This window comes from Prodigiosinella aquatilis, from assembly GCA_030388725.1.
Lineage (GTDB): Bacteria > Pseudomonadota > Gammaproteobacteria > Enterobacterales > Enterobacteriaceae > Prodigiosinella > Prodigiosinella aquatilis.
Genome location: CP128857.1, coordinates 1,848,772 through 1,870,931, shown reverse-complemented (window position 1 = coordinate 1,870,931; position 22,160 = coordinate 1,848,772). Strand labels below are relative to the sequence as shown.

The window sequence follows — 22,160 nt, the reverse complement described above, 5'->3', positions numbered from 1 at the left end:
CATCTACGACGGGCTATCCTGACGTTGATAGTTTTGCTGCCAGTATTGCAGTAACGCCTGATGATCAATTTTGCCATTCAGACTCAGCGGTAACTGTTGCAGATAATGGAGGGACGTCGGCACCATATATTTGGGCAGTTGTTCACTAATATGACGGACAAAACCCTGCCGCTGTTCGGGCGTATCATGATGTAGTTGCAGGAACATAATCACGTCAGCCAGTTTATTGTGCTGATAAACCGGTACAGCGGCCGCCTGGCTTACCAGCGGATAGCGGCAGGCTACCGCTTCAATTTCCGCCAGTTCCACTCGGTTACCATGCCATTTGACCTGGCGGTCTATCCGGCCTTTTAACCACAGTTCGCCATGTTCATTGACGAAACCGTAGTCGCCGGTGCGGTAGAAACGCCTATCGTCATGACCACCGAAAGCGACATTTTTCGGATGCGATTCGGGCAAATATCCCAAGCCGACCTGTTCACCGTAAATTACCACTTCCCCGACCTCCCCAATGGGAAGCTGCTCACCACGATCATTTTCGATGCCAATCACGTTATTGCCACGGGGTTTGCCTAGTGGCAACAGTCTGTGTTCGCCGTCAGACAACCGTTCGATAGGCTGAAGATGTGTGAGGCAGGCGGTTTCCGTCGGCCCATAACCGTGCATCACCCGCACCTGTGGAAAGCGCTGATGAATTTTGTCAATCAGTTGTGGCGAGACAAACTCGCCCCCGACGATCACCAACTGTAAATGCACTAAAACCTGCTGGTTGAACTGGGGGTCCAGACACATGATCTCCAGAAAACTTGGCGTTGAAAACCAGCTGGTTACCGCCACCGCTGGCTGGCATCTCATCAGATTAAGGTTCTGGCGTGGCATCGCATTATGCGCATGACATAACATAATCAACGGTTTCGCCAGCGCGAGGCTGGTAAACAGATCGAGCAGACCCATATCAAAGGAGAGACGCGCATGATTGAGATGTGCTCCGTTGGAGGCTTCAACCAGCATGATCTCACGATACCAGGCGTAAAAAGCGCCAAATTGCGCATAGCCAATCTTGACGCCTTTCGGCAGCCCAGTGCTGCCGGACGTTGACAGCACATAAAAAATCGGATTATCCGCGGGCGTCTGCCACGCTGTCAGTTGACAATCACTGTCGGGCAATGACGCCAGCGCCACTATCGGGTAGTGAGTGATCGCGTCATCGCAGACGGGCTGCGAAGCCACACGCCCATCCAGGATCAGGTCGGTTTGATAAATCTCGGCCATTTTCACCACTCTGGACAGCGGATTGGCGGAATCCACCACAGTAAACGCGATACCGCAGTAAGCACAGGCAAGCAATGCCGAGAGGGTATCCAGTTCTTTATGACCAAAGACCAACACCCGTGTCGGCTTTAGCTGCTGTAAAACATCAACGATAGCCTGTACGCGCCCGGCAACCTGCCGGCAACTGAACTGTCCATCCGGCGAGATGATAGCGATGGTGTCACCCGACTGTTCAAGATGACTAACGATCGCCTGCATCATTGACGAAAACATAATATTTTCCTTCACGGGTGGCCGACTCGCTTACCGCCTTGCGGTCGAGTTTACTGTTAAGGTTAAGGGACTGATGGGTAATGGCATACCAGCGTTTGGGGATCATATAGGGCGGGAAATGACGGCACATCGCCTGCCCCATCGCGGCAAAATCAAGTGGATCATCACTCAGTACAAAAGCGCTGATCCCCTGTAAGGTGTCCCGGCGGTACCAGGGTTCGATAAAGGCTTCGCGTACCTGGGCCAGACTACGTAAGTACCCTTCAATTTCATTAAGTTCGATGCGGTAACCCTGTAGTTTTATTTCCCGATCAGTACGTCCCCAGAAATAAAACCGATGCTGACATACCGACCCCAGATCACCGGTGTGATACCCCCGGACTCCCACCGCATCAGTAAAGTAACGCGCCTGTTGCTGTGGCGTGGCGTTGAGATAACCAACACCAACCGAACGTCCTTTGATGATCATTTCGCCCCGTTCCGCCGCGGCGGGCGCAATCTCGATGGCCGTTCCCGGACGCACGTTGCCGAGCGGTAACGGTAATGCGTCCGCCAGATGCTCAGGCTGAATATCAACGTGGGTTACCGCCACGGTGCATTCCGTCGGACCATAGGTATTGGTGATTCGGCATCCGGGAAAACGTTGCCACAGCTCACTGACCAAGGCTTTCGACAACACTTCCCCACAAAAAATGAAGTGTGTCAGATGTGGCAGGGATACGGCGGAGAACATTTTGTCATTCAGGTAGTAACGCGTGATGGTGGGGGTGGACACCCAGGTCACCGTGCGGTAAGCGGCATGACGACTAATGTATTTACGGGTATTAATGAATTCCCGGTGATCCAGTGCAGAAAGGGGTTGCAGATTAAGCCAGGCCAGCCACAGTTCGAACAGAGAGACATCAAAACAGTAACGAATATTGCCACTCACGGCGCCATTCAGTACAAACGCCTCCGCCAGCCAACTGACAAAGTCACTCACATTGTCATAACTGACCGCAATGCCTTTCGGCAAACCAGTGGTGCCGGAAGAAAACATAATATACATGGTGGCTGACGGCGGCACCTGACGTAGTGCCAGCACTGGCTCCACCTGACGACGGGCGACCAGCTCAACCGGCCACCAGGGGACATCACTTAGCGTCAGATGAGCTGCATCAGCGGTGGCATTCAGTACCAGTTGCACACCAGCCCCTGCCACCACCTGCGTCAACCTGTCGGCAGAATTGTCGGTTTCCGCTGGTACGAATGCCCTGCCGGCGAGAATACAGGCCCAGACAGCAATAAGATAACGTTTATCTTTGTGCCCGTAGATCATCACCGCGCCATCGCCCTGCGCAATCAACTGTCGGCTCAAGTCATTGGCGAAAAAATAGAGTTCGTCATAACGCAGATCGCCATCAACATGATGATAAGCGGCGGTCTGACAGTGCCGGAAACGCTGGAATATCGCCCACAATACGGGTTGTCCCTGCACGATACTCATGAGGCCTCGGTAATCATTAATCCATTGATATAACGGGCAATCGAGCCAACGGTTTCAAAATGTTTGATATCCAGCGATGCCGGATCAAGATGCAACCCGTCAATCGCATCTTCCAGATACATGATCAATTCAATATACAAACCGCTGTCGAACCCCAGATCGCGCTCAATCTGGATACCACTGTGCAGTTCTGCGGTATCGTCGATATCCATCACTTGGGCAATGGCGTCAATAACCAAGCGTTCGTAGCTATCCATTCTTCACTCCTGACGATATGGTTGAATCCGGTGGGTCGAGGCTTAAGGCTTTTAGCGCCAGCCGATCGATTTTACTGTTGCTGTTTTTAGGAAGATGTTGGGTGAAATAAAAACGGTGCGGAACCATATAGGTTTCCATGCGTGTTTTGCACCACTCTTTAATTTGCTGGTGGTGGGTCGTCGCGGCTGATGCTATTTCTATCCACGCCACAATTTCATCGCCGTAAACCGGATGGGGCAAACCTATCACCGCGACCTGGCTGACGTTATAGAAGCCAGCCAGCACCGACTCTACCTCACGCGGAGCGACTTTCTCGCCACAGACATTGAGTACATCATCCATCCGGCTGACGAAATAAAGATAGCCCTCTTCATCCAGACGGCAGATATCGCCGGTATACAGTACCCGCTCACCGGAAAGTGGCCCGGGCTTTAATTTTTCGTCGGTTTTCTCCGGATTATTCCAATAGCCGAGCATCACCGTCGCGCCACGGATCACCAGCTCGCCGGTGGCGTTGCGTCGATGTGCGCGTCCCTGTGGGTCAACCACCCACATTTCAGTATTGGGAATGGCCTTCCCGACGCTTTGCTTACGGGTTTCCAACATGGCGGGCTCAAGATACGTACAGCGATGACACTCGGTTAGTCCGTACATCGAGAACAGTTGAGCCTGACTGAATATTTCGCCAATTTTATCGATGTCAGCGGGATTTAACGCCGCGGCGGTATTGGTAATCAGGCGTAGCGAGGAGAAATCAAAACGCCTGGCCAAGGGTACGATCAGGCTCAGCATGGTCGGCACCAAAGGAAGTACCGTCGCCTGCTGCTTCACCAGGCGATGCAGCACAAACAGCGGCTGCGCAAACGACGTTTCAATAATCAGCGTGGCGCCGATCAGTGCCGACATAATCACCTGATGCAAGCCATAGTCGAAACTTAACGGGATGGCGCAAAAAATTCTGTCCGTTTCCACCAATTGCAAATAACTGGCGACCGACTGCGATGCGGCAATCATATTCAGTTGTGTCAACATGACGCCTTTGGGTTTTCCGGTTGATCCGGAAGTGTAAATAATTGCCGCCAGATCCTGGCTCAATCTCTCTCCCGGCAATGCTGCTGCACAATTTGAGGCCAGAATAGTGGCTAGCTGTGAGCACGAACGTTCACTCGGGCCGTTGAGCAATAGAGTTGGCAGCCTGCGCATCTGTTCACTGGCCAACGCAAGTTCACTCTCCAGCGCCGCATCAGTAATAATCAGGCTGGCGGCGCAATCATCACTGATCCACGCCAGCTTTTCCGCCCGGGTATCAGGATGTATCGGCACATAAACGGCACCGATATATTGAATCGCCCAGAAACAGCGGATCAATTCCGGGCTGTTTGCCATCCAGACCATCACTCGATCCCCACGCTGGACATTCTGCTCAACCAACCAGGTCCCGATCTTTAACGCGTCGTTCCGCAGTTGCGTGTAGCTGATTGCGCTATTGTTACCGATGACAGCGATACTCTCCGATCGCCTTTCCGCGCTGACATCAAGATATTGACTGAGTACCTGATAATTCATTTGCATCATGCTGCCTCCTGTCGACGCAATACCATAGCGCTGAACGTACCGGCCACTCCGGCGGCGACAGCCAGCATCCGGCCTTGTGGCTTAACAGCGGCAGGGTTGTGCATCACATCATGTAAATTGATAAAGGCATCGCCACAGAAGCAGTGACCAAGCCGGTAGAGGTTGTCGCGCATCACGCAGTTTCGGTCCAGGCCAAGTCGGTCGGCAATGCGATCGAAAGTAGACGGGCTCATATGATATGGCAGCACGGTTTCAATCATCGGTGCGCTGATACGGGCCGCCGCCATTGCCCGCTCGATGGCGGACATCATGGTGGGCATAAAATCATGGTCATAACGGTTCTCAACCTGGCGATCGGTGATTACCGTGCGACTACCGAGTCCGCCAATCATCGCCCACCCCATGCCTTCAATGACACTGCCGCCCGCATCAGCGGCGCGGGTTACCAGCACGGCACTGCACCCTTCACCAAACACGCCGTTCTGATCAACATACTGCACCGTTTGATGGAAACACTTGTCACCGGTTAACAGTACAGCGAAACCTGCCGACGCATCAGCTGCGGGCAATATTCGCTGTAACAGCGCCAGCCCGGCGAACGAGGAGGCACAGGAGTTTTGCGTTACCGATAATACCTCCACGCTGGCAGGCAAATGTTCGGCCACGACGGTACGGAGCACGTCGGCATCGAAAGGATACGTGCTGTGCAGTGAATGCGCATAGGCAACATGGGTAATCTGCTGTCGTTTTTCCGGGTGACGGGCCAGTAATCGAGCCAGGCATTCACTCAACATCCGGGATAATGCCAGATCGGGAAACAGGCAGGCAGATTCCAGCTTATGAAAGCGGCTGAAAATCTTCTGGTTTCGCTCTCCCCACTGATAGTGCTGTTGCAGCGTCGATAACACCGTCAATTGCGGGTTAATCAGTGTCGCAATATCAATGATGTTCATCGACGTCCTCCAGTGAGAATGCCAGCACATGGCAATTATTATGCCGATGACAGGTCAGCAATAGGGTCTCTGCCGCTGGCTTTTCCGCCTGAAGTACACTGGCCAGTTCAAAGAAAGGCGCGGCGCACAGTAACGCCGGCTGCGGGGTGAGCATGGCGGTGAATGCCATCGCTGAGTGGCGCTGCGGCTCAGCAGTGATCAACAGTGTGCTTTCCGGCTTGATAGCGTGCTGTCTTAGCTGTGCCGCAAAATACGCTGGGGTGTTTTCATCATCCCCACACTGCTGCCAGCGGGCTTTCAACCGACAGCGGCCTGGCTGACGTTGAAATAACAACGCTGCGCCACAGTCCCTACCCGCCAGACGATCCAGCGTGGGTGACTCATGCATCAACAGATGTTGATCAACGATCAGCAGCAGTGCTTTACCCTGCGTGGCGGGAAGATAGCGATCGATTAACTCCAGCGCGGTAAACGGGGCCGCCAGCCCACAGTCGCTTACCGCGAACGCGAACGCCTGGCTGGCATGACATTGATGCAGGATAAAATTGGTGACAGAACATCCCATTAACGCGTCAGGCGTCCAGTGGGCCAGTATCACCACATCCAGATCGCTCAGTTCCACTTCCGGTTGCAGGCGTGAGATCAGCGCTCCGGCGATGTCGGTAAACGTGACACGTGACTCACCCTCAATCCATGCCTGCGCACGGCTACTGGTAGCGTGCCACGGTCGGTCGTTAGCCTGATAAAACGCCTGTAGCCACGCGTCAACCACCTCCACGCGATCAGTTGCCGGTAAGGAAAACGTCTCCTGATCAGTAAAAGTCAGGCAATGGATGTGGGCGCTATCCAGATAAAGATCCATAGTTACGCTCTGTCGTTGCAAACCGTCAGGGTTGCGGAATCTCAAGATCGACCGGTTGTTGCTGATTCAGCATATGTGCCACACCATCCGGTTTGCGGATCTGCGTCGCCCGATCACCATCAACCAGAATTTCTGCCGGATAACCAAAACTGAGAAAATAAACCGGGGAAGCCGTTGGTCCATAGGCACCAGAATTGAAAACACCAATCAGGTCACCAACCGCCAATCTGGGTAGTGTGACCGTATCAGCGATAATATCGGTCGGCGTACACAGTGGGCCGGAAAGAGTATAGGTTTGCATCGCACCTTCCTGCCTGGCGGCCAAACGCCGCACCGGGAAGTTTTTGCGAATGACCGACCCCAATCCCGCCGCAGCCCCGTGGCAGTTAGAACCACCGTCACAAATGGCAAACGTTGATCCTTTGGAATCTTTAAGATAACGGACTCGTGTAACGAAAATTCCCGCTCGGGCAATCATGTAACGGCCCAGTTCCATCATCAGTTGCATCTGTGGGAACTGCTGTCGAAACGCAGCCAGGAGAGGCGCCAGACTGTAGCCGAGAGCAGCCAGATCGAGCGGCTGTTCCTTGGCGTAGTAAGGCACACCCAGGCCACCACCGATATCAACAAATTGCAGCGGGAAAGACAGTTGCTGCTGAATCTTCTCTGCCAGTACCAGAATGTTGCGGGTGTTACTGGCAATCGCCTCAGCATCCAGAATGCGCGTGCCAAGGTAAATATGAATCCCGACCATTTTCAGATGTGGGTAGTGATGCAGGCACGATAGCTCAGCCAATGCCTGGGATTCATCAATACCAAATTGCCGAGGTTTGCCGCTCATCACCAGCCGGGCTTTCTCGGTGCTGAAATCCGGGTTGATACGCAACATGAAGGTTTGCTGACAGTTCGCTTCGGCAGCGATGTCATTAAGCTGCCTAAGTTCCGCCAGAGATTCCACCACTACCGCTTTAATCCCTAACGCCACACAACGGCGTAGCTCTTGTGGCGATTTGGCTGGCCCGACAAAGATGATTTGCTGTGGAGTAGCACCCGCTGCCAGCGCCATTTCCAATTCGGCGGCGGAACAGACCTCACAGCCGATGTCATATTGTCTGATAATTTTTATCAGTGACACATTCGGATTGGCTTTTAAGGAGTAAAAGTAATGCAATTCTGCTGGCAATGTTTCCGTTAGTGTTTTTAGGTCATGTCGTATTTGATTGGCACTGTATATATAACATGGTGTCCCGGTTACCTGAACCAGCGTGTCGAAATTCAGTTTCTCAATACCATTCTGATGGATGAATTCTGTCTGGTAATTAAAGCGGTGCATGCTGAATACTCTCTGCGAGGTAGTGACTGAGAGAATTAATATTGAGGAAATTACCCAGGAATTCACCATCCATTTTTTCAAATAGATCAAATTCTCTACCGATAATTTTTTCAATACGTTCATTTAATCCAGCAATCAGCTCAACTAATTTCACTGAGTCAAGCACGCCAGAAAACCCATAAAGCTCACGACCGGAAAGCACCAGACTTATTCTGTGGTCATCTAACCCCAACTTTTCTAGCTCTACTGTTATTATTGATACAATCTCATTTATGATGAGTGACATGATCTCTCCATCCAATAAAAACTCGCCAAATGTCCGCGAGAATAAATCAGTAAGCTGTGGCATATTTCTGCATAGTAATAGGGTGTTTTTTCATAATTTTGACTAGAATTGTAAATATGGATTAAAAAATAGAAAAAGTATCACTCAGCAATTTCAGGCAAATCCCGCTAAAAAAAATGCATAATTTACTTCCTATCAAGACATTGTGTCCGTAGGTTCACGGTAATATTACGGCAATATTAGTGACCCGTGTTGACTTGCCATCATGTCGCCAGCGTTAGTTAATAACCAATATCTGGACAGCGGCTTATGCTCTTCATAAAGGATATTCAGTGTAGCCAGCCCGCTAGCTACCGTTGCAGACCCTTACAGGAACTGGCAGAAAGTCATCAGCTTTCCGATAAAGAAATCAAGATTTATCAACGTATTTACCAACTGGACAGCGTGTCGATGATCGAGAAGAGTCATTTTGATATGCATCTTGAAACCTTATCGGAATTAGTGTCCAGGCATCCGTCACTGTGTAACAAAAAAGGCTATTTGATCTTTACCAAGACCCAGACGCACAATACGTTTTTCGATGATGAGTGGCTGAAAAATCTGGCTAATACATGTGGTTTGACGCGCTGGACGACGTTTACACTCAGCCTGAATCATTGCGCTTCCGCATTAAGCGCGGTGCATTTGATTCGACAACTTCACACTACGGATTTTGATGGCTTGGCAATTATTCTGAGTGGCGAAAAAAGTTTTTCGTCTTACTTTAATAAAATGCCAGTGGGGTTATTAGGTGAAATGTCTGCCGCCTGTTTACTCAGCAGTAAAATAGGAAAATGGCAAATTACCGAATCAAAAGTGACACATATTAACCAGTATTATAAGAATCCAGAAAACACTACCGTGCAAGAAAGAAATGAAATGCGAAATGTCTTTTATGACCAATTAGTGACATTTCTTTCTTCTGATTCAATAAGGGATAAACCTCCCGACGTAGTGATTTCATACAACTTAAATCGGCCATTACTATCCCGCCTCGCTTTGGATATGAATTGGGAGGATAGACTTGATTTATCCCATATTGGTAAATATGGCCACACCTTTTGTTCAGATGTATTTTTTAATTTACAGATGATCACGGAACATCGCGATTTTAATTCAGCACTATTATTTTCGGCAGGGATGGGAATTACATTCTCCTCGCTGAATATTTTAAAACACACCGCAACCTTTAATTAGTGAGATGACAATATGGCAATTTTAGACGCAATCAAACTGGCTCTGGATGAAGTGTTAGATGGTGAGCCTGTTGTGCTGACTGACACCACGCGCTTTGATGAGGATTTGGATCTCGACTCCGTCAGCTTTGTCCAGTTCTTGTTGACACTGGAGGATAATATCGATGGATTGATGTTTGATCCTGATCAGATCAGCCAACAATCATTTAATACTGTCGGCACACTGGTTGCGTATATTGAATCCTACACTTGCGCAGCCCAACAATGATGATGCTTTCCTCCAAACACGTTGAGCAAGCGCTGCACTGTGGACGCACAGCGCAACCGGCGGAAATATTAAGTCAGCTTACTTTATGGATAACGGGAAACCAGGGTTATCTGGCCAGTAACGGTGTCGCGTTGTATTCCCTTCAGCCTCCGTTGCCGCTGTTACAGGGTGATGGTTCGGTGGTGGCGGACACAGCGTTGACAACATTGGCTGATGATCGGCTGCTGAATTACCTGGGACTGGCAGTGGCACAAGTCTCTGCCAGTCAACCCGGCACCCCACAACAAGCGCTGTTAGTGGCAGCGCTACGACTCGGGCTGGCGGCAAAAATCCTCGACATGTCCTATACGCACCTTAATCAACGGCAAAGTTTTGGACAAAAAACCACCCGGCATCAGTTGATCAAAGCCAGCTTCTCTGAAATATACGCCGACATCACTCAACTGAAATTTCAGTTGATCTTGCGTCTTGAAGAGGGAGATTTCACCGGCCTTGAGCAGGAACACCATGCGATAACACAGCTCACCAATAAAGCGGAAAAACTCATGGGCGGGCATGGTTTTCTGCTGGGTAACAGTCATACGCTGAGCCATTTTTCGATGCTGCTCTATAGCGCTTCGGGAAAAACAGGCAACGATATCTGGCATCAGCCGGCCCCCGTGATGTGAGGAAACCGTTTTATGACAACGTCCAAACAACCCGCACTTTATGCCGCGGAATATCCACGACAGAGTGATTTAAGACAAGTTGTCACCTTGGCCTGGCCAATGATCTTAACGGCCGTAGTGGTTTCACTGTCACAAAACGGCCAGATCTGGATTCTGGGTAACAATAGCGCCGGTAATGATGCACTGTACCTGCTCTCCATGTTACAGCCGTTTCATTTTCTATTTATTGCCTTGCTTGAATGCCTGACGATTACGAATCAGATCTTCAGCGCCCGTTCCACGCAGCACTGGCCGCGCCGCAACGTAATAAACAGTACGCTGCTTTTCGCCCTGGTCGGCGCACTGTTTCTGGCATTAATTGCACTATGCAGTTGGTTATTCGCCGCCCCACTGCAACATCTTTATGTCAGTAACAATACCCGGTTATTCAACACGATTTTGCCGGTTTATATGCTATCGCTGATTCCTTTTCTGATCTTTGAACTCAGCAATGCCGCACTGCGTGGGCAAAGTAAAAGCAAATCCAGTATGACGTTTATTATTGGTTTTATTCTTATCAATTTTATCAGTTGCTATATTGGTTTTAACTACTATCACCTTGGTTTCTCTGCTGTTATTTACTCCAATCTGATCGCGGCGCTGATGCTGCTGCCGTGCTCATATATCACTATGGTGAAAACGGTTTCTCAAGGCGAACACGCTCAGGCAAGGACCTATTTACCCCGACTGCTGGCGATCACCGCCGATGCTGGCGTGCCAATTTTTCTGTCCATGATGCTGGCTTTCGCCAGTTCAGCGGTCATCTTTCCCTTACTCAGTAAGTCAGGTCTCGGCTACGCCACCGGTTTTCTGATTGTGGTCAAACTACGCACTTTCTTTATTATTCCCGCCGTGGCTATCGGTTCCGCCATCGCTATCTGCGTAAACCAAAAGCTATCCAACAGTGCTACATCCACCACATTGAGCCGAATCCTCAGTAAAGGACTGGGTTGGATAGCTCTCAGCTACCTGGTTTTTACCCTGCTCGCCTTTTTCAGCCAACACCTGTTGGTCGATCTACTGGCGGGTAGCGAAGAGATCCGCAAAACCGCCTATCTGATAATGGCATGGCTGCTACCCACTTTTTTCATGACATCTCTGGTGGCAAGCATACAAACCATTCTGGAGCAATTAGGTCGAGGTAAACGGGTGCTGCTAGTGACGTTTGTGATGGAAGCCTTGTTGATAATGGCAGTGTTACTGGCCGACGGTGGGCAGAATATTCACCGGCTGATTAACATCATCCTGGTCTTTAATCTTCTCTATTTGACCGTGTTTGTTTACGAGTACTACCTGCTGGTCAAAAAGATGGGAAAACTGAATGCTGTATGATCTCTGTTACCCATTATTGAAACTGGCCGCAGTGGCCCATTACCGCTACAACCATTGTCTGGTCAAATTGAAACGCCGCCCCAGCCTGCTGCTGAAAACGCAGATTACGCCAGAAACGCATTACGGCCACACTTGCCGTAGATTACGGCAGGTGGATATCACCATTCTAAACAGGATTTCACCGCATCGCGCCGTTGATTATGCCATCGCGCTGTTCGAACATCCGCACCGAATGCCCTGTAAAAACAGCGATCTGCTTTATCTTCAATCCTTGAATAAGGATTCTCTGGTGTTCGCCGGCCAACAGATCACCGTTTACCGGTCAGGGCCGGGATCCCACCAGCGCGTGCTGTTGGTACATGGCTGGGAGGGGCACAGTGTGATGTTCCGTCCGCTGGCTGAAAAACTGGTCGCTCAAGGTTATGAAGTGATTGCACCCGATCTGTTGGCACACGGCAATTCAGCCGGCGAGCGCTGTTCTTTCTATGATCTGGTGCAATTGCTGCTCATGCTGGGTAATCACTACGGTCCTTTCAAGACGGTTATTGGTCACTCATTCGGTGGTACTGCCGCAACCCTGGCGAAATGGAAAGGGCTAGACTGCCATCAACTGGTGAATATCAGCAGTCCAGACTCTTTTGCCTGTCTGCTGGATGCCTGGATTGACTATCACCGGGTTCCCTCTTCGTTACGCAGTCAATTGGCAGAAGAGTACCATCAGCGTTATGGCCTGCATCCTGATCTTATTTCCACCACATCCTGGAAGGCTATCCCTATTCCCACGTTGATTTGTCATGATCGTGATGACAGTAATATAGATTTGCATCAGGCTTACAATATGGTCAGCGCTTTTCCCGACAGCCAGCTGTTTCTGACCTCGGGCCTGGGACATCGAGGCATACTGAAGGACCATGCCCTTCACCAACGCATCATCACGTTTATGCACGAAGGAAAAGAAAGCAACGTTAACACGGAGTGAATACAATGGAACCGCTCTACACGGGAAGCGTAATACTTACCTTACATCCGGTTCTATCCCGACGATTTTCCAGACTGAAATAACCACCGTGTAGTTCCACAATTTGCCGCGAAAGCATCAGACCGATACCACTACCATTTTTCTTCGTACTGTAAAAAGGAACAAACAAATTGTCTCTGTTGCCAATACCATGCCCCTCATCAAGCACGTCGAGATGAAATTTGTTCTCTTTAATCTGCCAGCCTAATGTCACCACACCGTCGATCTCGTCAGCCATCGACTCATCCGCATTTTTCAGAATATTGATCATCAACTGTTCTATTTGTACAGCATCAATATTGATCATTGCCCGGCCTGAATCATGAAGCACTATTTTACGGTGCTCGAAAAGCGGCAACAGATTACGAATCAATTCACCCGCATCCTGTAATGACTTTTCGGGTTTGGGTAAAGAGGCCAACTTCCGATAACTTTCGACAAAGCTTTTCAGGTTATTGGCTCTTTCATGAATGATCTGTAATCCATCACGAATGTCCTGGTACTCTTCCTTCTCTTCCGTGGGGATCAATGACGTCAATACCTGGCTGAGTGAAGCGATCGGGGTCAAGGTATTATTAATCTCATGGCTCATGACACGCAGTAGATTTCTCCAGGCCCGATACTCTTCCTCACGCAGTAACTGACTGACATCCGTGATAAACAACAACCGCTGGCGCAATCCGTCTTCAAAGTAGCTGTCATGCCCAATCTTGAATCTCCCGTGACGCTCTGGAAAATTCCATTCAATAACACTGTTTTCCGGCTGCTCAAATAGCGGTTTAAACGGCAGTGATTCCAGAGATTGTCCCTGTATGGTCTGAGGCGTGGTGTTAAGCAGTTTTGCCGCGGTGTTATTGAGAAAAGCCACTTCACCCTGATTATTGATAGCCACAATGGCCACATCAATATTATTAATCACGGTTTTAACCAGGTACTGCTGTTGCTTCACCGTCAAGCGTTGCTGCTGCATTGAAGAGGCCAGTTCATTGATCATGTCAATCAACCCATTCAAGGCGCTGTTTTTTTTCTGCTGCTTACCACGTAAGCTGAAATCATTGTGCGTGATGGCTTCAATTAAATTCATCAGCGTGGCTATCTGATAATGCAGGGATTGACGGGTCATGAGCACACAATAACCAATAGAGACACAGAGCATTAGCGCCACCAGCGCCACCAGATAACCGGAGAATCCATTCCAGATCATCAGAGCGATCACGCTAATGGCCGAGGGTAATGACGCCAACAGTATCAGCCAACGCTGTAACGCTTCTAGCGAGCTCCAGGCTATATTCATCAGCTATTCTTTTTTAACCTGCGATAAAATGCGCTGCGGCTCAGGCCTAAAGACTCGGCGGCTTCAATGACATTCCCATCGAACTCCCGCAGACGCTGCTGAAGCGCCATCTGTTCAATATCGTCCAATGTTTGCCACGTACCCTCATCATCCAAATCCACTGCCGCAGAGATTCCGGGCAGATTATCCGCGCAGGTTGGCTCACACGGTAATCGGCTATCGGCGTTGTTAGGCGTGAAATCCATGGACAGTACCATTTTCAACAATGGTACATCCAGCGTCCCGGCCCGGCTAAGCAGTACGGCTCGCTCCAGAATATGATTAAGCTCGCGGATATTTCCCGGCCATGGATATTGTTGCAACAATTCCAGCGCTTCAGACGTCAGCACCAGCACCGGTTTGCGGTATTTTTCGGCAAATGCCGCCATCATTCCTTGTGCCAACGGGCCAATATCCTCCGGTCTTTCGCGTAACGCTGGCACACGAAATTCAAAGGTGTTCAACCGGTAGTAGAGATCACGGCGAAACGAGCCGTTGGCAATCATGGTATCGAAGTCTGCATTGGTGGCGGCAATAATGCGGACATCAGCGAACTGCGTCTTACTGGCGCCGACTTTTTCGAACTGCCGTTCCTCCAGCATTCTCAAGAGTTTGACCTGCTGATTCAGCGGCGTGTTACCTATTTCATCGAGGAAAAGCGTGCCGCCATCCGCCAGTTCAAAACGGCCGATACGCTGCTGTTTGGCATCAGTAAATGCCCCTTTGACATGCCCGAACATTTCACTTTCAAACAAACTGTCAGGAATACACCCCATGTTGACCGAAACATAGCTCATCTCACGTCGCATCGAACGCTGATGAATATAACTCGCCAGCATACTTTTACCGGTGCCATTTTCACCAGTCAGCAAAATACTGGCATCGCTTGGAATCACCTGGTCAAGCAGGTTTAACAGCTCCTGCATCGCCCTGGAGCAGGCAACAATGTTCTTCTGTAGGCACGGATGCAGTTGCTCCTGCAACAACGTATTCTGTTGCAGGAGCGAACGCTGTTTTTTTATGCCTTCCACCAATTGTAGCTGGGTATTGAGCACATGGACCAGACGCTCATTTTCCCAGGGCTTCTGAATAAAATCAGCGGCGCCATTTTTCATGGCGTCAACAGCAATATCTATCGAGCCCCAACCGCTCATGACGACCACGGGAAGATCGGCATCAATCTGCCGGATACTCTCAATCAGAGACAACCCCTCCTGACCCGAGGTTGTGTCACGCTGGTAGTTGAGATCAACCAGCGCAATATCCGGTGTTCCCTGGCGTACCTGGGTTAACACCTCTTCCGGCTGAGTTGCGGTAATCACCTCAAACTGATGCACTTTCAACATCAGTTTGAGTGTACTGAGGATGATGGCATCATCGTCGGCGACCAGAACCCGGTATCTTTTGCCCATACTTTATGTTCTCAGCCTTTTTTCATCTATGGCGCAGTTATTGATGTCGCAGGGCATCCATTGGACTGGTCTGCACTGCACGTTTTGCTGGTAACAGGATGGCGAACGTGACAACCAGACCAATCATCAATGATGTGATGGAAAATAGCATCATCATACCAATGCCGGGATACCCGAAGGTAACCAGAATCATCGGGCTGATGGCACCGATGACCGGCACGCTAATCACTAATCCCAATACCAGTTGCCACCATCCTTGCCGCATAATCAGCGCGATAATATCGCCTCTGGTGGCGCCAAGGGCGCGACGGGTGCCAAACTCCTGATAACGCTGATTAATCGTTTTCGCCATCACACCATAGATACCACTGCCCGCCAGCAATACCGCCATTATACCGAAAATGTTAAACAAAATAGAGATATAGCTTAACCCGGAGGTGTTACGGTCAATCACTTCCTGTAACGTTTTCTCCTGATATACCGGCAGTTGAGCATCAATGCTGCTGACGGCATGTCGAATCACATTGCTCAGGTTCTCATGCGGTACGCCGGTAACCACCACGGATATCTGCTCCTGGGGAACCTGAAGCATGGAACGGTAGACGGAAGGCATCCACTGACTATGACCAAAAGGCCGGCCCTGAATCACATGCGGTATAACTCCTACCACCGTGTACCATGCATGATCTTCGCCATCGATCCAGCGGATACGTTTACCGACCACGTCTTTTTCATCTGGCCAGTAACGCTGGGCGAATGAGCGGGTTATCACTACCACCTTTTGCGATTGAGCATCATCATTCTGTGTCAGCAACCGGCCCTCTTCCGGCATAATTCCCAACGCGCTCAGCGAGGATGGATAAACAACCACATCGTTGGCTCGGGGGAACTGATTACGGTTGGATCGCGTGAAGCTACTACCTTCCAGTTCAATACTGCTGGCCGAGGTGAATTCCCCGGGAAGGCGGCTCATCAGTCCCGCTTGCACGACCCCGGGCTGGGTTTTCAAATCGCTCACCAGACGGTTAAAGAAATTCACTTTGCTGGCGTCATCAGGGTAATTAATCGGCGGCAGACTCACCTTTGCCGTCCAGACATTATTACTGTCCACGCCATAGTCAATTTTCGCAGCCTGAGCGACCACCAAAGCAAGTAGCACCCCCACGCAGAGCACCGAACTGGAGAGCGCCACTTCAAAAATCACCAGTCCGCGACTGATGCGACTACTATTACGGCTTTGGGCACCGCGTGTACCATCCCGTAGCGCATCGTTGACATTACTGTGTACAATTTTCCAGGCAGGCAGCGCCCCGGTAATAATACTGGCAATAACCACCAGAATCAGGGCCTTCACCACCACATCGGTATCAATGCCGAGTTGCCACCAGAACGGTGGTTTATCCGGCACAACAGAGGTAATCAGACTACCGGTTAATGAAATACCCCAGCCAGCCAGCAGCAGCCCCACAATGCCACCAGCACAGCAAAGAATGACACTCTCCCACATCATCTGCATCACTACGCGTAACGGCGGAGCGCCATGAGCCACACGAATAGCAGTTTCTTTACTACGCTCAATCGCTCTGACCAGCAGCATGTTGCCAACGTTACAACAAGCCAGCAGCAACACCAGCAGCACCGCCAGTAACATCACCAGAAAGATCGGTTTTGAATCTTCCCCCATGAAACTGTCCATAAAGGTGATGGCAAAAGCGGAATGCCCACCGTTGATTTCAGGAAAGCGCTGCTCACGCCCGGCCATGATATTTTTCAGTTCAACGTCCACATCAGCCAGCGTAAAACCTGGTTTGATCTTGGCGAAAACCTGGACCTTCGGTGCATTTTCGACCGTAATATGCGCAGGATTCAACGTGGTGGGCAGCCAGATTTGATTATTCATCGGGAAGGCATACCCCTTTGGCATAACGCCGATGATTTGGGTACTGACACCATTCACCAGCAGCGACTGAGCGAGAATATCCTGACGTCCGCCAAAATAGTTCTGCCATAGCGCATACCCGATCACCGCCACAGGATTAGCGCCTTCGCCTGCATCCTGTTGATTGAACAACCGGCCTTTAGCGGCCTGAACACCGGTAAAAGGGAAAAAATCAGGCCCTGAACGAATGGCAATATAGCGTGATGCCTGGCCGTCGAGATTAATGTTCGCGACATCACCATAATAGTAACCCACCTGCTCCAAACGCGTGCTGTGCGCTTTGATATCAAGATAGTCCATAAAACTGATGGGAGAATCGCCCAGCCGCACATCGTTAATACTGGGGCTGATCATGACCATCCGATCGCCGTCCTTAAACGGCAACGGCTTGAGAACCAGGCTGTTAATAATGGAATACATGTAGATGCATAATCCCAGCCCGACTGCCATGATTAATATAGTGAACAGTGAAAAACCGGGCCGTTTCAATAACAGACGGCAGGCATAGCGAAAATCGAACAGAGTGGACATAAAACGCTCCTCAGGCCAGGCACATCGAGTTTCGCAACAGTCGATCATCAATGACCATGCCATCAAAAATTTCAATCTGTCGCAGCGCCCTTGCCGCCGAACGAGCATCATGGGTCACCATGCAAATGGTCGAACCCGTTTGGTGTAACTGATCAAACAGCGCGATTACCGCATCGGCGTTTTTGGAATCCAGATTACCGGTTGGTTCATCCGCCAATACCAGCGTCGGGTTACCCACAATGGCGCGGGCCACCGCAACACGCTGCTGCTGACCGCCAGAAAGCTGGGCAGGAAAGTGTTTGCCGCGATGCTTCATATCTACTTTTTCCAATGCCGACTGCGCCATCAATTTCATCTCTTTCTTATGCATTCCTTTGCGGTAGGTCAGCGGCAACATGACATTCTCTTCTACCGTCAGGTCGCTAATCAGATTAAATGACTGGAAAACGAATCCGATTTCCTGATTGCGGATCACCGCCTGCTGTTTCGCGTTGAGGTGGCCTACATCGATACCGTTAATTTTATATTCGCCTTCACTGGGTTTATCGAGCAAGCCAAGGATAGACAATAACGTCGATTTGCCACAGCCAGAGGGGCCGGAAATGGAAATATATTCACCTTTATTAATGGTGAAACAGATGTCGCTCAGTGCATGCGTTTCCATCTCCTCGGTATAAAACACTTTCTTAATGCTTTTTAACTCTACAATTGCTGACATACACTTATCCTCTTAACGAGTAATGCTAATCTGTTCAACATGATCCCACGCATGATAACTGGATAAAACAATCCTATCCGCAACCGACAGTCCGCTACTGATGGCAATTTCATCTGCTGAACCTTTGCCAAATACCACCTGGACTTTTTTGGCGCTTTTGCCATCAGCGGAAAGTTTATAGACAATGCCTGGCATATTATTCTGCGCATACAGTGGCCTGGGGACATAAAGTATATTGGTCAGGCGGGCGACCTGTATCGAACCTTCAATACTTAAATCTGGCCGGGCTTCATCTGGCAGTGGACCGGTTAATTCGACATCAACCAACACCGTGCCATTAATGACTGAGGGATCAATACGGGAAACTTTGCCCTGAATATTGTGGATCTGTGTATTGATGGTGACCGATTGGCCGAGGGCCACATCGCGGATTTGTCGTTCGGGCACGTTCAATTCGGCTATCAGTTGGTCTTTCCGTGCCACACGGGCAATGTTGTAACCAGTGCTGATACGCTGCCCCACTTCAAGATTTATGGTCTGAATGACTCCAGATTCTGTTGCCCGCACCGTTAATGAACGAATTTGTGACTCTGAACGAGCCAGCATATTTTTCAATTTACTCACGCGGGCATAGTTCGCATCCATATCTGCTTTCTGCGCAATTTTCAGTTTTTCCAACTGTAGACGGGTGAGATCCAGACTCTGTTTGTTTTGCTGCGTTGCCAGTTTGGAACGGCGGTAAACCAGCATGGATACCGAACCATTATTACGTTTATTTAAAATTTCAGCGGCATCATATTCCAGCTTCGCATGTTCATATTTTTGTCTGGCATCGACAATTGCCACCTGTGCACCCAGCAGATTACTCTCATGCCGACTCTCAAGCGCTTTGGTATCCGCTTCCTTCGCCGCCAATTCCCAACGTAACTCTTCAGTAGCCTGCACCAAATCTGGATTAACCATTTCGGCTATCACATCACCGGTATTAACAAATGCACCCGCTTTCACTTTTACTGACTCAACACGACCATCCACATTGGCGGCAACCCAGCTGATATTGCGGGGAACCAGCGAACCATTACCTCGCACTTCTACCACCATATTGCCTTTCTTGACTGCGCCAATCAGCAGACTGGATGCACTGACTTTATATCCGTCAGGGGTATAGCTCAGTGCATAGAAACTGGCGATGGCAATCACAATCAACAGTGAAGTTGCCATTGCCACTCGCTTGATAGTGAATTTGCTGGTTTTACGCTGAACATCCATCGTCTTTTTCACTTAATTATTATTTGATTCAGAACAACATTAAGCAGCATTCATGCCAATTTTTATATAATTGATATTTATGTATTTTATATTTAAAGACGACTAAATTCCCATTTCTGACAACAAACTACAGATACAAATGGGACGAGTTCCAGAATATGGGACACAGACTTTATGCGCGACAAGGATGCTGATTTAACAGGAATGCAACCCAGGATTATCGCGTCTCACCAGAGAAGAAATATGACATTAATATGTCATTAGTGTGATGGTGATATGGCAAGAAATGATCATGCCGACGATACTGAAATAAGTATTATTCACTATCAACGAGCATTACAAAAATGTTATTAATTCCTATGTCAAAACGTAATCTTTTACTTATCTTGCTGTTAAATAGTGTGGGTATCATCCTGTTTTTTTCTTGGTATTTACCCATGAACCATGGATTCTGGTTTGTTATAGATAAAAATACCTTTTTCTATTTCAATCAGCATCTGGCCACCAGCCCTGTATTTCTTAAACTGGTGGCGATTACCAACAACCGAGCCTTTGATGGGTGTTCCCTGTTAGCTATGGGTTTGTTGTATCTGTCCCTCTATGTAGCACGCGACTCGAGTGGTCGGCGCCATATGTTGACAACCGGGGTGGTCATGCTGTTGACAGCGTTGGTACTGAACCAATTGGGACATGCACTCCCGGTACAACATGCCAGTCCTACGCTGTATTTCGATGGTATCAATCGTGTCAGCGAACTGACCGGTTTTCCGACCAAAGACAGTTCCAGCGACAGTTTTCCTGGCGACCACGGTATGCTGCTGATGGTTTTTTCCGCCTTTATGCTGCGCTATTTTGGCGGTAAAGCGTTTGCAATAAGTCTGCTCATCACCGTCGTATTCTCTTTGCCACGAGTCATGATCGGTGCCCACTGGCTGACGGATATCATTGTCGGTTCTCTTTCCATCGTTTTAGTGGGATTGAGTTGGTGGTTATTAACCCCCGCCAGCGATCTCCTGATCGAAGCGATTGAACGTCGCTTACCCAGCAAGACCCCTTCGAGTACCACCACAAACTAGCCCTTTTACTTCATCTATTTTTACCTTTAGCCGTAGCGGACATCTTTCTCACTGCTACGGCGCTCATGCCAATCAACAATTTTTTATGCTGTGTTATCAGCTCGAAATATCGGCGCTATATCTTGCATGGGGGGAGGGATTTCATCATGAAATCATATAAATGAAATAAGCAAAAATACTCGCAATCTGTTTTCCAATACGGTAGGCTCATCGCGGCAAACTATTTTTATGCACTTATCTGCTCAGTTGAGGGAATTATGTGCTGTATTGCACAGTTTGGCAGATCGGTAATTGTCCTATAAATAGTAGTGCTTTACGCTGAATCCCGTTTTCGTTTGGCATTAACACACATAACGATTGGTATTATCGTTAAGGACATCAAGGGAATATAATCGTAATGGTCAAGTCTCAACCGATTTTGAGATATATCTGGCGGACGATGCCAGCGATTGCAGTGGCCATTGTGCTCACTGCCTGTACTAACAACAATGCGAACCTGAATGCACAAACTGATAGGCATGTGGTTAATGGCGACCCTTCACTACAAGCCTCTCAGGATGAATTTGAAGCAATGGTTCATAATCTGGATATTAAATCCAGATTACTTAACCAATATGCTAGTTGGAAAGGCGTTCGTTACCGTTTAGGCGGTGACAGCAAGCGCGGTATCGACTGTTCAGCTTTCGTACAGCGCACATTCCGTGAACAGTTTGGTATGGATCTGCCTCGGTCCACTTATGAACAGCAGGAAATCGGTAAAAAAATTCAACGCAGCAAGCTACGCGTTGGCGATCTTGTGCTATTCCGTGCTGGCTCAACAGGCCGCCATGTCGGCATCTATCTTGGTAACCGGCAATTTGTCCACGCCTCCACCAGCGGTGGTGTGATGATTTCCAGCATGGATGAAAGTTACTGGAATCGCCGTTATCAGGAAGGGCGACGGGTTCTTAATAGAGATCCACAGAGTTAACGCTGTTTTCATTCCCTGTTCTAATGCCAAACGAAGTGAAACGCCGCTACCTCA

Annotated in this window: 20 protein-coding genes; 7 read left to right on the top strand and 13 right to left on the bottom strand. The window is 49.3% G+C overall.

Annotated features, from left to right (window positions below; translation table 11 throughout):
* Nucleotides 1-3 precede the first annotated feature (3 nt).
* Genes PCO85_08735 through PCO85_08700 form a run of 8 tightly spaced genes read right to left on the bottom strand, consistent with a single transcriptional unit; the run spans nucleotide 4 to nucleotide 8,298 of the window.
* On the bottom strand, nucleotides 4-1,545 hold the full coding sequence (locus PCO85_08735) for an AMP-binding protein (protein WJV55456.1): 1,542 nt from the start codon (nucleotides 1,543-1,545) through the stop codon (nucleotides 4-6).
* Nucleotides 1,514-3,031 carry an AMP-binding protein gene (locus PCO85_08730; GenBank protein WJV55455.1) on the bottom strand — a complete coding sequence of 506 codons (1,518 nt, stop codon included), beginning with the start codon at nucleotides 3,029-3,031 and terminating at the stop codon, nucleotides 1,514-1,516. Before PCO85_08730 ends, PCO85_08735 begins: the two co-directional genes overlap by 32 nt.
* Complete coding sequence (locus tag PCO85_08725) at nucleotides 3,028-3,288, bottom strand: phosphopantetheine-binding protein (protein WJV55454.1); 261 nt, start codon at nucleotides 3,286-3,288, stop codon at nucleotides 3,028-3,030. Before PCO85_08725 ends, PCO85_08730 begins: the two co-directional genes overlap by 4 nt.
* Nucleotides 3,281-4,864 (bottom strand): class I adenylate-forming enzyme family protein, encoded by a 1,584-nt coding sequence (locus PCO85_08720; protein ID WJV55453.1) that lies wholly within the window; start codon nucleotides 4,862-4,864, stop codon nucleotides 3,281-3,283. Before PCO85_08720 ends, PCO85_08725 begins: the two co-directional genes overlap by 8 nt.
* Complete coding sequence (locus tag PCO85_08715) at nucleotides 4,861-5,817, bottom strand: 3-oxoacyl-[acyl-carrier-protein] synthase III C-terminal domain-containing protein (protein ID WJV55452.1); 957 nt, start codon at nucleotides 5,815-5,817, stop codon at nucleotides 4,861-4,863. Before PCO85_08715 ends, PCO85_08720 begins: the two co-directional genes overlap by 4 nt.
* Nucleotides 5,804-6,679, bottom strand: coding sequence for a hypothetical protein (locus PCO85_08710; GenBank protein ID WJV55451.1), 876 nt, complete (start codon nucleotides 6,677-6,679; stop codon nucleotides 5,804-5,806). Before PCO85_08710 ends, PCO85_08715 begins: the two co-directional genes overlap by 14 nt.
* A 25-nt stretch (nucleotides 6,680-6,704) precedes the next feature.
* On the bottom strand, nucleotides 6,705-8,012 hold the full coding sequence (locus PCO85_08705; protein WJV55450.1) for a type III PLP-dependent enzyme: 1,308 nt from the start codon (nucleotides 8,010-8,012) through the stop codon (nucleotides 6,705-6,707).
* Entirely contained in the window at nucleotides 7,999-8,298 is a 300-nt protein-coding gene (locus PCO85_08700; GenBank protein ID WJV55449.1) for a hypothetical protein, read from the bottom strand. The genes PCO85_08705 and PCO85_08700 overlap by 14 nt, the downstream gene beginning before the upstream one ends.
* A 309-nt stretch (nucleotides 8,299-8,607) precedes the next feature.
* Here PCO85_08700 and PCO85_08695 point away from each other — a divergent pair, with 309 nt between their 5' ends.
* Genes PCO85_08695 through PCO85_08675 form a run of 5 tightly spaced genes read left to right on the top strand, consistent with a single transcriptional unit; the run spans nucleotide 8,608 to nucleotide 12,819 of the window.
* Nucleotides 8,608-9,534, top strand: a complete 927-nt coding sequence (locus tag PCO85_08695; GenBank protein ID WJV55448.1) for a hypothetical protein — start codon at nucleotides 8,608-8,610, stop codon at nucleotides 9,532-9,534.
* A 12-nt stretch (nucleotides 9,535-9,546) separates the two neighbouring features.
* On the top strand, nucleotides 9,547-9,801 hold the full coding sequence (locus tag PCO85_08690) for an acyl carrier protein (protein ID WJV55447.1): 255 nt from the start codon (nucleotides 9,547-9,549) through the stop codon (nucleotides 9,799-9,801).
* On the top strand, nucleotides 9,798-10,469 hold the full coding sequence (locus PCO85_08685) for an acyl-CoA dehydrogenase family protein (GenBank protein ID WJV55446.1): 672 nt from the start codon (nucleotides 9,798-9,800) through the stop codon (nucleotides 10,467-10,469). The genes PCO85_08690 and PCO85_08685 overlap by 4 nt, the downstream gene beginning before the upstream one ends.
* Before the next feature lie 12 nt (nucleotides 10,470-10,481).
* Nucleotides 10,482-11,840, top strand: coding sequence for an MATE family efflux transporter (locus PCO85_08680; GenBank protein ID WJV55445.1), 1,359 nt, complete (start codon nucleotides 10,482-10,484; stop codon nucleotides 11,838-11,840).
* The gene (locus tag PCO85_08675; protein ID WJV55444.1) at nucleotides 11,830-12,819 is read left to right on the top strand and encodes an alpha/beta fold hydrolase; all 990 of its coding nucleotides are present in this window, start codon (nucleotides 11,830-11,832) and stop codon (nucleotides 12,817-12,819) included. Before PCO85_08680 ends, PCO85_08675 begins: the two co-directional genes overlap by 11 nt.
* 16 nt (nucleotides 12,820-12,835) lie before the next feature.
* Here the strand turns inward: PCO85_08675 and PCO85_08670 are convergent, their stop codons facing one another.
* Genes PCO85_08670 through PCO85_08650 form a run of 5 tightly spaced genes read right to left on the bottom strand, consistent with a single transcriptional unit; the run spans nucleotide 12,836 to nucleotide 20,072 of the window.
* A complete protein-coding gene (locus tag PCO85_08670) occupies nucleotides 12,836-14,152 on the bottom strand; it encodes an ATP-binding protein (protein ID WJV55443.1) in 1,317 nt (438 codons plus the stop codon).
* On the bottom strand, nucleotides 14,152-15,603 hold the full coding sequence (locus tag PCO85_08665; protein ID WJV55442.1) for a sigma-54 dependent transcriptional regulator: 1,452 nt from the start codon (nucleotides 15,601-15,603) through the stop codon (nucleotides 14,152-14,154). The genes PCO85_08670 and PCO85_08665 overlap by 1 nt, the downstream gene beginning before the upstream one ends.
* Nucleotides 15,604-15,640: 37 nt before the next feature.
* The gene (locus PCO85_08660; GenBank protein WJV55441.1) at nucleotides 15,641-18,073 is read right to left on the bottom strand and encodes an ADOP family duplicated permease; all 2,433 of its coding nucleotides are present in this window, start codon (nucleotides 18,071-18,073) and stop codon (nucleotides 15,641-15,643) included.
* Nucleotides 18,074-18,083: 10 nt separating this feature from the next.
* Entirely contained in the window at nucleotides 18,084-18,791 is a 708-nt protein-coding gene (locus PCO85_08655) for an ABC transporter ATP-binding protein (protein ID WJV55440.1), read from the bottom strand.
* A gap of 12 nt (nucleotides 18,792-18,803) precedes the next feature.
* Nucleotides 18,804-20,072, bottom strand: a complete 1,269-nt coding sequence (locus PCO85_08650) for an efflux RND transporter periplasmic adaptor subunit (GenBank protein WJV55439.1) — start codon at nucleotides 20,070-20,072, stop codon at nucleotides 18,804-18,806.
* 347 nt (nucleotides 20,073-20,419) lie between these two features.
* Here PCO85_08650 and PCO85_08645 point away from each other — a divergent pair, with 347 nt between their 5' ends.
* Nucleotides 20,420-21,136, top strand: a complete 717-nt coding sequence (locus tag PCO85_08645) for a phosphatase PAP2 family protein (GenBank protein ID WJV55438.1) — start codon at nucleotides 20,420-20,422, stop codon at nucleotides 21,134-21,136.
* Between the two features lie 397 nt (nucleotides 21,137-21,533).
* Complete coding sequence (gene mepS / locus PCO85_08640; protein ID WJV55437.1) at nucleotides 21,534-22,106, top strand: bifunctional murein DD-endopeptidase/murein LD-carboxypeptidase; 573 nt, start codon at nucleotides 21,534-21,536, stop codon at nucleotides 22,104-22,106.
* Nucleotides 22,107-22,160: the final 54 nt, after the last annotated feature.